A 14,153-nucleotide genomic window follows, 5' to 3' on the forward strand; every position below is an offset into this window, starting at 1 on the left:
CAGGCATGGGCATCATCAGCTGGATCATCCTCGGACTGCTTGCGGGCGGGATCGCCAAGGTCCTGCTGCCCGGCCGGGACCCCGGCGGCCTGATCGTCACCACCCTCATCGGCGTCGCCGGCTCCTTCATCGGCGGCTGGCTCTCGGCGAAGTTCCTCGACCGGCCGATCCAGACCGAGTTCTTCGATCTCGCCACCTGGGGTTCCGCCATCGCGGGCTCCCTGGTCCTGCTCGTCGCCTACCGGCTCCTGTTCGGCAACTCCCGCCGCTGACCCCGGCTCCGGACGGCACCGGTACCACCCACTCCGGTGGTACCTCCGTCGGTGGCGGCCCTTACGATGACCGGCCATGGACAGCAGTGACTCCGGCAGACGGTTGATCGACGGGCGTTTCGAACTCGCAGGGCCCCTGGGCAGCGGCGGGATGGGGACGGTGTGGCGCGCGCGGGACATCGCCCTGCACCGCGACGTCGCACTCAAGGAGGTCCGGCCCCCGGACCCGGCGACCGCCGCCGCACAGCCTGATCTCGCCGTCCAGCTGCGCGAACGGGCCGTCCGCGAGGCCCGCGCCCTCGCGCGGCTCGCCCACCCCAATGTGGTCACGATCCACCACATCGTGGAGCCCGCCGACGGGGCCGAGGGCCATCCCTGGATCGTGATGGAGCTGGTCAAGGGCGGCTCCCTGCACGACCGGCTGGCCTCCGGGCCGATGCCGGTCGCGGACGTGCTGCGGCTCGGGCTCGACGTGCTCTCCGCGCTGCGGGCCGCGCACGCGGAGGGGGTGCTGCACCGGGACGTGAAGCCGGCCAACGTACTGCTGCGGACCGACGGTTCCGCCGTCCTCACCGACTTCGGCATCGCCGCGCTGCACGGGGCGACCGCGCTGACCTCCACCGGCGTGCTGATCGGCTCGCCGGAGTACATCGCGCCCGAGCGGGCCCGCGGCGAGGAGGGGCTGCCCGCCTCCGACCTGTGGTCGCTCGGCATGCTCCTGTACGTGGCCTCGGAGGGGGTGCACCCGCTGCGCCGGGCCACCAGCCTGGCCACCGTGGTCGCGGTGCTCGACGAGCCGATCCCGGCGCCGGTACGGTCCGGCCCGCTGGGGCCCGTACTGGAGCGGCTGCTGGTACGGGACCTGGCCCTGCGGCCCGGCGCCGAGGAGCTGGAAGCGCTGCTCCGCAGTGCGAGCAGTGCTCTCGGCGGCGCCACCCCGGTGACCCCGCCGGTCGCCCTGGGCCAGTTCGGCCCCGCGGTTCCGGCAGCCCCGCCCGCCCCCGCCCCCACCCCCACGCCCTTCGAACCCGGCGCGGGCAACCCGTACGCACAGACCGTGGCCGTCCCCGGGTCCGGCCGCCCCCACCGCCCCGGACGCCGACCCGCCCTGCTCGGCGGGCTCCTGGTGGCGGTCCTGGCCGCCGGGACGATCGGCATCCTGAACTGGCCGGGCGGCGCGGACGCCGACGGGAGCAAGGACAAGAGCACCGACGCCAAGCCGGCGAGCAGCGCTTCCTCCTCTGCGCAGCCCTCCCCCTCGCCCGCGACCCCGGGCACCTCCGCCACCCCGACGCCGAAGGCGAGCGCCTCCCAGACCTCGGCCCCGCCCAAGGGCAGCCTGATCGGCCCCGCGGGCATCCGTGCCGCCGTCGAAGCCTTCAAGCAGCAGGCCGGCACCACCACCTTCGTCGACATGAGGGTCTACGACGAGTACGTGATCGCCTCGATCCCCACCGCGCCCGGGGCCAAGACGGTCGACTCCTGGCAGTACCGCAACGGCGCAGCCAAGCGCAGCGGCCCGGAAGGCACCGTCAAGGCCGGCGATCCCCTCATGGACATGGCCGCGATCAACTGGGACGCCCTGCCCGCCCTGTTGGCGCAGTCGCAGAAGGAGCTCGCCGTCGAGATCCCGAGCTCGCGCTACCTCAACGTTTCGCCCTGGCTGGGCACCCCCGCGATCCGTCCGTACATCAGCGACCCGTACGGTCAAGGCGGTTACGTCCTCGCGGACACCGACTTCAAGATCAAGAAGGTCTACCGGAGCTGACCACCCGGTACGGACGAACGAAGCGGAGTACCCACCACCATGCCCAGCTGGCGCACCACGCTCACCACCGCCGGGATCTCCGGCGCCCGGCTTCGCGCCGACTACACGCACACGGCCCGCCGGGTACTGCGCCGGGAGCCCGCCCCCTACCTCACCCTGAGGCTGCTGGCCGACCCGGCGCTCCAGCCCTGGCTGGCGGCCGGGCTCGCCTTCATGAACCGGGTCGACGACGTCGCCGAGACCGGCACCCCACAACAGCGGGCCGAGGGATTGGCGGAGTTGGGCGACGAGGTGCGCCGGGCGCTGGAGACCGGCGAGAGCCCCGACCCGCTGCTGCGCGCCTACGCCCACGCCGTCGGCGTCCGCGGCCTGCCCACCGAATGGATATTCCGCTTCCTCGACGGGGCCGCCACCGCGGAGGCGGTGTTCGACGGGTTCGCCGCCGAGGAGCAGTTCCAGGCCTACCTCGACGCCTACGCCTGGCCCGGCGTGCTCGTCTTCACCGGGCTCCAGTACCAGGGCGGGCCCGACGCCGAACAGGCCGCGGGCTGGCGCCGGTTCGTGGACGCCGCCCAGCGGGTGGACTTCCTCGCCGACCTCGCCGGGGACCTGGCGGACGGCCGGCTCTGCATCCCCCGCGACCGGCTCGCCGAGCACTCCGTGACCCGGGCCGACCTCGAACAGGCCCGGGACACCCCGGGCGTACGTGAACTCCTGACCGCCGAGTGCGCCCGCGCCCGTACCGCCCTCGCCGCCGCGGAGGTCCTCCTCGACCTGGCCGACCCGGGGCTGCGGCCCGTCGTGGTGACGATGACCGAGCTCATGGAACACCAGCTCGCGGGGGTGGAGCGGGCCGGCGTCGGCGCCCTGCGCAAGGACGTCGGCTACGGCCTCGTGGCACCGCTGCGCACCCTGGCCCGCGCCAGGGCCCAGCGGCCGCGCACCGCCGTCCGGCGGTGACATCCGAACGGCAGTGACATTTGTACGGCCGGAGTCCGTACATGCGCATCTGCCGGGGCGCCGCCGCGCTCCGTAACGTTCCGTACATGACGCGGACGCGGACCCAGTAGGCGATGCGCGCGGTACGCGATGCGGCATGCGCCGCGGAACGGGGAACGGACATGGGCGTGAGCGCCGGGTCGGTCACCGGGGAGAAGAGGAGCAGACTGCCCGGACCCGCCGGGATCGGAGTCAACAGCGGGCTGGCCCTGCTGCCGTGGCTGCTCATGGGATTGGGCGCCTTCTCCAACATCCTCCAGGGCAGGACCCCCAACCCGCTCGTCGGCGGCGTCGGCCTGCTGATCTTCAACTCCCTCTACATCAGCGTGGTGTTCCGCGCCTTCCACAAGGAAGCGCGGGAGGCCGCGAGCACCCGCTGGAGCCTGGTCGCCATGGGCGTGCTCACCTGCGGGCTGGCCCTCGCCTACGGGGGCAGCTGGCTGGCCTTCTTCCCCCTGCTCGGACTCGCCGTCGGGGCCGTGCTCCGGGGCCGCGCACTGGGCCTGACCGTCCTTGGCCTGTGCGCCGTGGCCGGCGCGATCGGCGTCTACCGCGACGGCTGGGGCGCGGTGGGCGTCGTCTACGGGACCTTCCTGTCCGGCATGGTCACCGCGGCCATCCTCGCCCTCTCCGAGACGGTGCGCGAACTGCGCGAGACCCGCCAGGAGCTGGCGCGCACCGCGGTGGAGCGGGAGCGGCTGCGCTTCTCCCGGGACCTGCACGACCTGCTGGGCCACACCCTGTCGGTGATCGTGGTGAAGTCGGAGGCGGCCCGCCGGATCGCGCCCCGAGACATCGACGCCGCCCTTGCCCAGGTCGCCGACATCGAGTCCGTCGGCCGCCAGGCACTCGTGGAGATCCGCGAGGCCGTCACCGGTTACCGCGAGGCGAGTCTGGCCGGCGAGCTCGACCGGGCCCGCGGGGTCCTGTCCGCCGCCGGGATCGAGCCCGTCGTACGGCAGTCGGGGCCGCCGCTGCCCCCGCAGACCGCGGCGCTGCTGGGCTGGGTGGTCCGGGAGTCCGTCACCAACGTGATCCGGCACGGGTCTGCGGCGACCACGTGCGAGATCGAGGTGCGGGGATCCGCCGAGCGGGTCCGCCTGCTGATCACGGACGACGGGGGCGGCGTAGGCTCGACCCCGCCGGGCAGTGGTCTGACCGGGCTGGCCGAACGGCTCGCGGTGGCCGGCGGCACGCTGGTCGGCGGTCCGCTCCCGGGCCGGGGCGGCTTCCGGGTCACCGCCGAGCTCCCGGTGGACCAGGACGCGTACGGGACCGCGGGCGAGATCGGGTACGAGACCGGGTACGAGACCGCGGGTGAGGGCGAGGGTCGATGATCAGGCTGCTGCTGGCCGAGGACCAGGGCATGATGCGCGGGGCCCTGGCCCTGCTGCTCGGACTGGAAGAGGACATCGAGGTGGTGGCGCAGGTCGGCGCCGGTGACGAGATCGTGCCCGCCGCCCTGGAGACCCGGCCCGACGTGGCCCTGCTCGACATCGAACTGCCCGGCCGCAGTGGCCTCGACGCGGCGGTGGACCTGCGCCGCCGGTGCCCGGACTGCCGGGTGCTGATCCTGACCACCTTCGGCCGGCCCGGCTACCTGCGCCGGGCCATGGAGGCGGGGGCGGCCGGGTTCCTCGTGAAGGACGGCCCGGTGGAGGAACTGGCCGCGGCCGTACGGCGGGTGCTCGCGGGGGAGACCGTGATCGACCCCGCGCTCGCGGCCGCAGCCCTCAGCGCCGGCCCGAACCCGCTGACCCCGCGCGAGGTCGGCGTCCTGAGTGCGGCGGCGGACGGAGCCACCGTCGCCGACATCGCGGCGAAGGTCCACCTGTCGGAGTCGACCGTACGGAACTACCTGTCCGCGGCGATCGGCAAGACCGGTACCCGCAACCGCATGGAGGCCGTCCGTGCGGCCCGCCGTCAGGGCTGGCTGTGACCGGCGGGCCCTGAAACCGGGTCAGTAGGCGCCGTTGACGTTGTCGATCGAGCCGTAGCGGGCGGCCGCGTAATTGCAGGCGGCCGTGATGTTGGCGACCGGGTCGTACGAGTCCAGGGCGGTGCCGGGGACGTGATAGGCGCGGAAGGTCGGGTCGATCACCTGGAGCAGGCCCTTGGAGGGTATGCCGGCCGCGGCGTTGGAGTCCCAGTTGTTGATTGCCATCGGATTCCCGGAGGATTCGCGCATCACGTTGCGGTGAATTCCTTCGTAGCTGCCGGGAATTCCGTGCTTGGCCATGACGTCGAGGGACTGGCGGATCCATCCGTCGAGGTTGTTGGCGTAGCCGGTGGCCGCGGGGACGGCGGCGGGGGCCGCGGCCGGTGCCACGGTGCCGAGCTTCAGTTTCAGGCCGGGACGGATCACCGAGGGGTTGGCTCCGACCGCGCTGCGGTTGGCCGCGTAGAGCTGCTGCCAGCCGCCGCCGATGGAGTGCTCCGCCGCGATCTTCGCCAGGGTGTCGCCGCTGACCACGGAGTACGTGGTCGGGACGGCGGTGACGGCGGCGGTCACCGTGCCGGTCACCGCGGTGGTCACTGTGCCGGTCACCGCGGTGGGCGCCTGGGCTGCTCCGGCCGTGGTCGCGCTGATCAGCGGGAGGGCCAGGACCGCGCCGCCGGTGCCGGCGAGGGCCAGCTTGCGGGTGAGCGGGTTGTGCTTCGGCCGACGGTGCTTTCCCTGTGCGGGCATGGCGGAATTCCTCACGTGGGGGTACGGGAGAGCCCTGGCGGCGGCCGGATTCGGCAGCGAACCACCGGGAACGAGGCGAACGTAGGCGAGTCCGCGGGGCCGGAACAAGACACGAATTGGACCGCGAGATCAACTTCCCGCTATCGGCCCGGTGGATGACCTTGAAAAGGGATCCGGGAATTGCGGAAATTCCCTCCGGGAAAAGGGAATCGACCCTTCCGGAGAAATGATGTTGATCCGGCGGGCGTGACCCACATCACGGGACCCGGACCGGATCCTCAAAACGGGCAAGTCGCCCGTCGCCGCACCTGATTCGGGCGACCCGCCCGTTGGTGGCGAATCGCCCACCAGGGGTCAATCGGTCCCGTCGGCGACCGTGCCGTCCTCGTCCATCGAGGGGTGCAGCCGGCAGGGCCCGCCGGAGCCCTCCTCCTCGTCCGACGGGCGGGCCGTCTCCGGCCCGTCGGGCCCGATCCGGACCACCCGCCGCATCCGTACGACCAGCAGCTCACGGCCGTCGTCCAGGCGCACCGAGTCCGCGTCGCCGGCCTCCCGGAACTCCGCCGCCACCCTGGCGTACCCGACCCGCTCCCGCTCCGGGAGCTCGTACACGGCAGGCCAGAGCCGCGTCAGCAGGTGGAACAGCGCCCGCCGGGCCGCGTGCGGGCTCGCCAGCACCGTGCTCGCCGGCTCCCAGCCCGCCCCGGTGCGCTCCAGCACCCGGAACGCGGCCGGCAGCAGCACGATCCCGGCATGGGTGCGCACCGCCCTGCGCGAGTCCGCCCGCACCCCGGCCGGGTAGCGGGGGCTGCGGTAGTGCAGGCCCATCAGCGCGAGCCGCTCCGTGGCCTCCATGACGCTCGTCGCGGCGATGTGGTCGATCACGAAGCCCGCGTCGAGCGCGGGATCCCGGGCCCCGGGGTCCCAGCCGCGCTCGGGCGGCTGCGGATCGGTGGGCCGGGGCGGCTCGGGCCCCTCGCTGTTGCCGTAGAGGAGCTCCTCGCACCGCACCACCCGGTAGCGGGTGCCGGCCGCCGTGATCTCGTTGAGGGGCTCCGCCTCCAGCCGCGCCACGGCCGCCAGCAGCTCCCGGCGGACCTCCCGGTCGGCGGTGCCGTCCTTGGCCCGGAACCACAGGGAGGAGTTCAGGCCGTCCCGGGCGTCCTGCGGGAACCCGCGGGCGACCGGGTTCAGCACCTGCCACCGATGCCCGCCGCCCACCGGCCGGCAGGCGATCCCGAAGAGCGGCCCCCGGATGATGTAGTGGTCGTACTTCCGCGCCGCGTCGGAGGCGTCGGCCTCCTGCGCCGCGGCCACCGGATGCCGCGCGTGCTCGACGTTCATGTAGAGGTGCTCGCGCCCGGGAGGTACCTCACTGCTCATCCCGCATTCTCGGCACACCTCGGACCGGGGGGCCGGGAGCATCCACAACTCGCCCACGAATCAGTGAGGTTGTGCTAAGCGATCCCTTTCGGATTTCGCCGGGTCCGCCCGCCGGATCCCTTCCGGGCACTGGCCCGGCGGGGTGCCGAAGGAGACGGCCTAGGGTGGACGGATGGACGAGATGGAGATCGTGGCGGACCGGCGTGACTGGCGGGCCGGGTTCCAGGAGCGGGTGCTGGCCGGATACCGGGCCGCGGGCTGCTCGGAGCCGCTGGCGCGGGCCCTGCTGGAACGGGCCGTGAAGGGGATCGACGGCTGGACGGTGGCCACGGACGGCGCCGGATGGATCGCCGTCGAGGTCACCGAGGAGAACGGGTCGACCGTGGGCCGGATACACGACCTGACGGTGCCGCGGGCGCGCTCGTGGGCCGAGCGGTGGTGCGCCGAGCACGGCGCGCAGCGGGTGGAGGTCCGGCTCACCGGCGGAGCGGGAGCCTTCGCCGACTACCCCGTACGGGGGCAGAACCGGCTGCGAGCCGTGGCCGAACGGCCCGAGCTGCCAACCGGCCTGACGGTTCGTCGGCTCACGGAGGAGGAGTACCCGGGCTGGTACGCCGCGGAGGAGGCCGCGTACATCGCGGACATCGTCCGGGCCGGAGCCCTGACCGCGGCCCAGGCCAAGGAGAAGTCCGACGAGGACTTCGTGAAGTACCTTCCGCAGGGGTTCCTGACCCCGGGTCACGCCTTCTACGCGCTGGAGGCCGAGGGCACGGTGATCGGCACCGGCTGGGTGAACCACGGCTTCTTGCCCGGAGTGACCTTCGGCTTCTCGCTGGACGTCTACGAGGAGCACCGCGGCAAGGGCTACGGCCGGGCCGCCATGGCCGCCGGCGAGTGGGCCACCCGGCAGGGCGGCGACGAGGCGATGATGTTCAACGTCTTCGGCGGCAACGAGGTGGCCATGAGCCTCTACGACAGCACCGGCTTCGCAGTGCTGGACGAGTTCCGCTCGATCGAGCTCTAGAGACCGGCGAGCTCCCGCTGCGCCGCCGCCACCGCGGTGGCGCTCGCCGGAAGCAGGGGGAGGCGTACGTCCGGGGTCGGGATCCGGCCCTGTGCGTAGAGCAGGCCCTTGATCACCGCCGGGTTGGGCTCGGCGAAGAGCGTGGCGGAGAGACGGGCCAGCGCGTGGCCCAGGGTGCGGGCCCGGTCCGCATCGCCCGCCCCGCCCGCGCTCCAGGCCGCCGCCAGTGCGGCGAAGGAGGCCGTCGCCAGGTGCGCCGAGGCGAGGATCCCGCCCGCCGCACCGAGCGCGAGCAGCGCGGAGAGGTACGCGTCGTCGCCCACCAGGAACTCGAAGTCCTCGGGCAGGTCGCCGACCAGCTCCACCGCGTCCTGGTCGACGGCGCCGACCGCGTACTTCACGCCGGCCACCCCGGGCAGCGCTCCGATCGCCCGCAGCGCGGCCGCGTCCAGGGACTGCCCGGTCCGGTACGGGACGTGGTAGACGATCAGCGGCACCGGGCTCACCGCCGCGAGCCGGGTGAAGTGCGCGAGCACCCCGGCGGCCGAGGGCCGGACGAACGGGGGCACGCTCACCAGCGCCGCGTGCGCCTCGGGCCACCGCTTCAGCCGGAGGAGCGAGGCCTCGGCGGCCACGGTCGCGCTCGCCCCGGCTCCCACGGTGAGCAGCGCTCCGCGCTCCCGGCAGACCCGGGCGCAGACGTCGGTGACCAGGTCGCGCTCCCGCTCGTCGAGGGCGGCCGCCTCCGAGGTGGTGCCCAGGGCCACGATCCCGGTGGCGCCCGCGCCGAGCACCTCGTGGGCCAGTGCTTCCAACGCGTCGGCGGCAATCTCGCCGGTGGGGGTGAAGGGGGTGACGAGCGGTACGTGGATCCCGCGCAGGCTCCGCGTGGAGTGGTTCGGTGTCATGCGTCGAGCTTTGCGCGCTCCGAGCGTCGAATCCAGTTCGCATTTCTTACCAGAACCGTAAGCTGATCCGATGCTCGATGTACGACGCCTGCGCCTGCTGCGCGAACTCGCCCGCCGGGGGACCATCGCCGCCGTCGCCGAAGCTCTGTCCTTCAGCCCTTCGGCGGTGTCCCAGCAGCTCGGCGTCCTCGAGCGCGAGGCGGGCCTGGCCCTGCTGGAGCGCACCGGCCGACGGGTCCGGCTCACCCCCGCCGGGCAGAACCTGGTCCGCTGTGCCGAAGCCGTCCTCGAACTCCTCGAACAGGCCGAAGCGGATCTCGCCGAGGCCCGCAACGGCCTGGCCGGAGCGCTGCGGATCGGGTCCTTCCCCACCGCCACCCGGGCCATCGTCCCGGCGGCCCTGGTGGCGCTGGGCCGCCGCCACCCGGGGCTGGAGCCGATGGTGTCCGAGACCGACCCGGCGGCCGTCGCCCACGCGCTGCGGGCCGGGGACCTGGACGTGGCCCTGATCCACGAGTACGACTTCGTCCCCGCCGTGCAGGAGCCCGGACTGGCCACCGAGCCGCTCTACCGGGAGGCGATGTACCTGGCGGCCCCGGCGGAGGCGGCGACCCGGGCCGACGGGGCCGCCGCCGTGCCCGATCAGGGCGAGGTGCTCCGCAGGCACGCCGACGCGCCCTGGATCATGGCCACGCACGGCACGCTCTGCCACGCCATGACCGTACGGGCCTGCCAGGCCGCCGGGTTCGCCCCCAGGATCCGCCACCGGGTCGACGAGTTCGCCACCGTCCTCGCGCTGGTCGCGGCCGGCCAGGGCGTGGCGGTGGTGCCGCAGCTGGGGATCACCGGGCACGCGGATCCGGCCGTCGGCCTCACCCGCCTCCTCATGGAACGCCGAACCAAGCTGGCCTTCCGCAGCGGGGCCGGCGCCCACCCGGCCGTAGCCGCCTTCGGCGCCGCCCTGCGCTCGGCGGTACCGCCGGAACTGGCCACCCGGCGCGCGGGGGAGTGAGGCAACTCCCGCAGGTGTGAACGCGCGTGTACGTTGGCCGGACCGGGGGGATCCGTCGGAGCAGCCGGACCGGACCCGACCGGAACGTGGAACGAGATCGGGGTAGCACGTGACGCATCGCGTACGAGGGGTCATCGCCCGGAGCAAGGGCGCACCGGTGGAGACGACGACGATCCTCGTGCCCGATCCCGGGCCGGGCGAGGCCCTCGTACGGGTCCAGGCCTGCGGGGTCTGTCACACCGATCTGCACTACCGCGAGGGCGGGATCAACGACGAGTTCCCCTTCCTGCTCGGCCACGAGGCCGCCGGGGTCGTCGAATCGGTCGGCCCGGACGTCACCTCCGTGGCGCCCGGCGACTTCGTGATCCTCAACTGGCGTGCGGTGTGCGGAAGTTGTCGGGCCTGTAAGCGCGGCAAGCCCTGGTACTGCTTCGCCACGCACAACGCCACCCAGCCGATGACACTGGAGGACGGCACCCCGCTCTCGCCGGCCCTGGGCATCGGCGCCTTCGCCGAGAAGACCCTGGTCGCGGCGGGCCAGTGCACCAAGGTGGACCCGGCCGCGTCGCCCGCGGCCGCCGGACTGCTCGGCTGCGGGGTGATGGCCGGCATCGGCGCCGCCCTGAACACCGGCAACGTCGGGCGCGGGGACTCCGTCGCCGTCATCGGCTGCGGGGGAGTGGGCAACGCGGCCGTCGCGGGGGCCCGGCTGGCCGGTGCCTCGCGGATCATCGCGGTCGACCTGGACGACCGGAAGCTGGAGTGGGCGCGCGGACTCGGCGCCACCCACACCGTCAACGGCGGTACGCAGGACGTGGTCAAGGCCATCCAGGAGCTGACCGGCGGGAACGGCGCGGACGTGGTCATCGAGGCCGTCGGCCGCCCCGAGACGTACCGGCAGGCGTTCTACGCGCGCGACCTGGCCGGCACCGTGGTCCTGGTCGGTGTCCCGACGCCGCAGATGCAGCTCGAACTCCCGCTCCTGGACGTCTTCGGGCGCGGCGGAGCCCTGAAGTCCTCCTGGTACGGGGACTGCCTGCCCGAGCGGGACTTCCCGCTGCTCATCGACCTCTACCTGCAGGGGCGCCTGGACCTCGACGCGTTCGTCTCCGAGCGGATCGCACTGGACGGGGTCGAGGCGGCCTTCGAGCGGATGGAACGCGGCGAGGTGCTCCGCTCGGTGGTCGAGTTCTGACGCGATGGCCCGGGGCTTGCGGGTGACCCGTCCGGGATCCTCGGGGTAAGGGGCGGGGTGTAGCGGAGAGTCGTACTAGACTCGGCCGCACCGCCATTCCGCACCCCGGCCGCGACCCGGCCGGGGCATCGCCGTCCAAGGGGCCGTCCGTGACCTCCAGCGCCAGCTACCGCCAGCCCGGTGTCGTCATCACCGACCACAGCTTCACGGTCCCGCTCGACCACGCCCGGCCGGACGGCGGCGAGCGGATCGAGCTGTACGCGCGCGAGCTGGTGGCCACCGGCAAGGACCCGGAGTCCCTGCCGTGGCTGCTCTACCTGGAGGGCGGTCCCGGCTTCGGCGCCCGCCGGTTCGTCGGCCGCCAGGCCTGGCTGGAGCGGGCCCTGGCCGAGTACCGGGTCCTGCTCCTGGACCAGCGCGGAACCGGCCGGTCCACCCCGGTCAATCGGCAGACCCTGCCCCTGCGCGGCACCCCCGCGCAGCAGGCCGAGTACCTCGCGCACTTCCGCGCCGACTCCATCGTCCGCGACGCCGAGGCCATTCGCCCCCTGCTCACCGGCGGCGCGCCCTGGACCGTCCTCGGCCAGAGCTTCGGCGGGTTCTGCGTCACCCACTACCTCGGCGCCGCCCCCGAGGGGCTGGCCGCGGCCCTGATCACCGGCGGGCTGCCGTCCCTCGGTGCGACCGCCGCCGAGGTCTACGAGGCCGCGTACCCCCGTATGGAGCGCAAGAACCGGGAGCACTACGCCCGCTACCCCATGGACGTCGAGCGGGCCCGCCGCATCGCCGCCCACCTCCAGGACCACCCCACCGAACTTCCCGGCGGCTACCGGCTGACGGTCGAGGCCTTCCAGTCCCTGGGCCTGCTGCTCGGCGTGTCGGACGGCAGCCACCAGCTGCACTACCTGCTGGAGGACGCCTTCGTCCCCACCGCGGCCGGACCCGCGCTCTCGGACGCCTTCCTGGAGGCCGTGCACGCCCAGCTCTCCTTCGCCGGACACCCCCTCTACGCGCTGATCCACGAGGCGATCTACGCCCAGGACCCGGCCGAGCCCCTCGGCTGGGCTGCCGACCGGGTGCGCGCCGACCAGCCGCGCTTCGACGCCGCCCGCACCCTCAAGGGCGACGAGCCGCTGTACTTCACCGGCGAGACCATCCACCCCTGGCACTTCGACTGCGACCCGGCGCTCGCCCCGCTGCGCGAGACCGCCGTGCTGCTGGCCGCCCGTACCGGCTGGACTGCCCTGTACGACCCGGCGCGGCTCGCCGCCAACGAGGTCCCGGTGGCCGCCGCGGTCTACCACGACGACATGTACGTGGACACCGCGCACTCCCTGGCCACCGCCGAGGCGGTACGGGGCCTGCGGACCTGGGTGACGGACGAGTTCGACCACGACGGCGTCCGGGCAGGCGGCCCGCGGGTCCTGGACCGGCTGCTGGCGCTTGTGCGCGACGAGGTCTGATCCGGGGAATCCGGGGAGGCTGGTCCGGGGAATCCGGGCAAGTTACGGGACCGGTATGCCTGTTCGCAGGAAGTACAGACCCGTGAGGTGCCCGGTCTCGTTGAAGGTGACCCGGAACTCTCCGGGCTGCTTCGTCATGCGCAGCGGCACGTTGACGACAATTCCCTGGACGGACGGGACCTGTTGGGGCTCCCCGTGTGACAGGTAGGGCCCGAACCGCTCCTGGTAGTCCTGCCAGGAGCGCGCGAGGAGCTCGGGAGACACCATGACGCGGAGGGTCTCGTCGAAGCGGCCCGCTACGGCGTTGAAGTCGCCCCGCACCACTTCGTCGAGCGCGTCGAGAGCGAGCTGCTTGTCGTCCTGCTGGCCATCGGCCCGCGCCGCGACCTTCATCGCGGCAGGAACCATGGCCGGGACCGCGGCCGTGGCGGAGGGAACGTTCGTCAGGAGCACGGCACTGGAAGCGAGTGCGACCGCGGGCACGATCCGGAGGAACCGCCGCTTACCGCCGTGCGCCGTGGGCTTGCCGGACATCAGAGTCATGGCTCTCCCCTTCTCCCGTTCATGCTAGGACGCCCGGACGGCGGTCGCACGTCGGCCACGGCGGGCGCCCGGGGTCACCAGTCGCCCGGTACGGACGGCTCCACGAAGGCGCGGGTCAGGTGAGCGGTGGCCAGCAGGGCGCCCCGGCGCACCGCCAGGGCCAGGATCTCCTCCCGCGATGCGCGGGCGGTGGCCCGGTCGCGTTCGTGGGAGTACGGGACCGCCGGATCGGCCAGCTGCACGGCGTGCACCAGCACGTCCCCGGTGACCAGGACGTCCCTGGCACCGCCGCCCGGGGCCGACTGCTCCACCAGCACCGACTGGTGGCCCGGCGTGTGACCGGGCGTCGGCAGCAGGGTCAGACCGGGGGCGAGCCGGTGCACCCCGGTCACCTCTTGCAGCTGCCCGGCGGCCCGGAGCGGCGCGACCAGCCACTCCCACACGGGATCCGCCCGGTCCAGGGCGGCCACCTCAGCGCTCTGTACGAGGTGACGCGCGGCCGGGAAGAACGGTTGGCCGGTGGTGTCCTGGATCCAGCCCGTGTGGTCCTCGTGCAGATGGGTCAGGACCACCGCCTCCACATCGGCCGGAGCGATCCCGACCTCGGCGAGTGCCGCCGGCAGCCGGCCCGGCACCGGGGCCCAGCCCGCCGCCGGCCCGTGCGCCGGACCGGCCCCCGCGTCGATCAGGACCCACCGGCCGCCCGGCCGGGCCACGGCGAAGCACCGGAAGTCCAGCCGCCAGGCGCCTTCCGGCCCGGCCGCGCCCGGATCCAGCAGGGCGGCCCGCGCCCAGGCGGCGGCGCTCGCCCCGGGGAACGCCGTGCGGGCCGGCTCGAAGAACGTCCCCGAGGCGTCGAGCAGCGCCACTACCAGACCCTGTCCATCCATTCGCCTA

The 14,153-nt window shown here is 73.5% G+C and carries 14 protein-coding genes; 9 read left to right on the forward strand and 5 right to left on the reverse strand.

The window, feature by feature from the left end:
- The first annotated feature begins 5 nt into the window (after positions 1 to 5).
- The 5 genes from AC3IYJ_RS35415 (at position 6) to AC3IYJ_RS35435 (ending at position 4,978) form a co-directional block, all read left to right on the forward strand.
- The gene (locus tag AC3IYJ_RS35415; protein ID WP_489398597.1) at positions 6 to 272 is read left to right on the forward strand and encodes a GlsB/YeaQ/YmgE family stress response membrane protein; all 267 of its coding nucleotides are present in this window, start codon (positions 6 to 8) and stop codon (positions 270 to 272) included.
- Between the two features lie 76 nt (positions 273 to 348).
- Positions 349 to 2,040 carry a serine/threonine-protein kinase gene (locus AC3IYJ_RS35420; RefSeq protein ID WP_489398598.1) on the forward strand — a complete coding sequence of 564 codons (1,692 nt, stop codon included), beginning with the start codon at positions 349 to 351 and terminating at the stop codon, positions 2,038 to 2,040.
- 39 nt (positions 2,041 to 2,079) lie between these two features.
- Entirely contained in the window at positions 2,080 to 3,000 is a 921-nt protein-coding gene (locus tag AC3IYJ_RS35425) for a squalene/phytoene synthase family protein (RefSeq protein ID WP_489398599.1), read from the forward strand.
- Positions 3,001 to 3,161: 161 nt separating this feature from the next.
- On the forward strand, positions 3,162 to 4,376 hold the full coding sequence (locus tag AC3IYJ_RS35430; protein WP_489398600.1) for a sensor histidine kinase: 1,215 nt from the start codon (positions 3,162 to 3,164) through the stop codon (positions 4,374 to 4,376).
- Positions 4,373 to 4,978 (forward strand): response regulator, encoded by a 606-nt coding sequence (locus tag AC3IYJ_RS35435; RefSeq protein ID WP_489398601.1) that lies wholly within the window; start codon positions 4,373 to 4,375, stop codon positions 4,976 to 4,978. The genes AC3IYJ_RS35430 and AC3IYJ_RS35435 overlap by 4 nt, the downstream gene beginning before the upstream one ends.
- A 21-nt stretch (positions 4,979 to 4,999) precedes the next feature.
- Here AC3IYJ_RS35435 and AC3IYJ_RS35440 read toward each other — a convergent pair whose 3' ends face one another.
- Both AC3IYJ_RS35440 and AC3IYJ_RS35445 read right to left on the reverse strand, forming a co-directional pair.
- On the reverse strand, positions 5,000 to 5,728 hold the full coding sequence (locus AC3IYJ_RS35440; RefSeq protein WP_489398602.1) for a transglycosylase SLT domain-containing protein: 729 nt from the start codon (positions 5,726 to 5,728) through the stop codon (positions 5,000 to 5,002).
- Between the two features lie 354 nt (positions 5,729 to 6,082).
- On the reverse strand, positions 6,083 to 7,111 hold the full coding sequence (locus AC3IYJ_RS35445; RefSeq protein WP_489398603.1) for a DUF5954 family protein: 1,029 nt from the start codon (positions 7,109 to 7,111) through the stop codon (positions 6,083 to 6,085).
- 172 nt (positions 7,112 to 7,283) lie between these two features.
- Here AC3IYJ_RS35445 and AC3IYJ_RS35450 point away from each other — a divergent pair, with 172 nt between their 5' ends.
- Positions 7,284 to 8,135: a GNAT family N-acetyltransferase gene (locus AC3IYJ_RS35450; RefSeq protein WP_489398604.1), complete on the forward strand. Its 852-nt coding sequence runs from the start codon at positions 7,284 to 7,286 to the stop codon at positions 8,133 to 8,135.
- Here AC3IYJ_RS35450 and AC3IYJ_RS35455 read toward each other — a convergent pair.
- The gene (locus AC3IYJ_RS35455; protein ID WP_489398605.1) at positions 8,132 to 9,043 is read right to left on the reverse strand and encodes a dihydrodipicolinate synthase family protein; all 912 of its coding nucleotides are present in this window, start codon (positions 9,041 to 9,043) and stop codon (positions 8,132 to 8,134) included. The two genes, AC3IYJ_RS35450 and AC3IYJ_RS35455, sit on opposite strands and share 4 nt — an antisense overlap.
- 70 nt (positions 9,044 to 9,113) lie before the next feature.
- Here AC3IYJ_RS35455 and AC3IYJ_RS35460 point away from each other — a divergent pair, with 70 nt between their 5' ends.
- The 3 genes from AC3IYJ_RS35460 to AC3IYJ_RS35470 all read left to right on the forward strand — a co-directional run bounded on the left by AC3IYJ_RS35460 (position 9,114) and on the right by AC3IYJ_RS35470 (position 12,713).
- Positions 9,114 to 10,055, forward strand: coding sequence for a LysR substrate-binding domain-containing protein (locus AC3IYJ_RS35460; protein WP_489398606.1), 942 nt, complete (start codon positions 9,114 to 9,116; stop codon positions 10,053 to 10,055).
- A gap of 109 nt (positions 10,056 to 10,164) precedes the next feature.
- Positions 10,165 to 11,250, forward strand: coding sequence for an S-(hydroxymethyl)mycothiol dehydrogenase (locus AC3IYJ_RS35465; RefSeq protein ID WP_489398607.1), 1,086 nt, complete (start codon positions 10,165 to 10,167; stop codon positions 11,248 to 11,250).
- Positions 11,251 to 11,399: 149 nt separating this feature from the next.
- Entirely contained in the window at positions 11,400 to 12,713 is a 1,314-nt protein-coding gene (locus AC3IYJ_RS35470) for an alpha/beta fold hydrolase (RefSeq protein ID WP_489398608.1), read from the forward strand.
- A gap of 42 nt (positions 12,714 to 12,755) precedes the next feature.
- Here the strand turns inward: AC3IYJ_RS35470 and AC3IYJ_RS35475 are convergent, their stop codons facing one another.
- Together AC3IYJ_RS35475 and AC3IYJ_RS35480 are read right to left on the reverse strand one after the other, a co-directional pair.
- The gene (locus tag AC3IYJ_RS35475; RefSeq protein WP_489398609.1) at positions 12,756 to 13,256 is read right to left on the reverse strand and encodes a DUF3887 domain-containing protein; all 501 of its coding nucleotides are present in this window, start codon (positions 13,254 to 13,256) and stop codon (positions 12,756 to 12,758) included.
- A 74-nt stretch (positions 13,257 to 13,330) separates the two neighbouring features.
- Positions 13,331 to 14,146: an MBL fold metallo-hydrolase gene (locus AC3IYJ_RS35480; RefSeq protein WP_489398610.1), complete on the reverse strand. Its 816-nt coding sequence runs from the start codon at positions 14,144 to 14,146 to the stop codon at positions 13,331 to 13,333.
- Positions 14,147 to 14,153 lie beyond the last annotated feature (7 nt).

The organism is Streptomyces sp. GL_140, assembly GCF_057834465.1.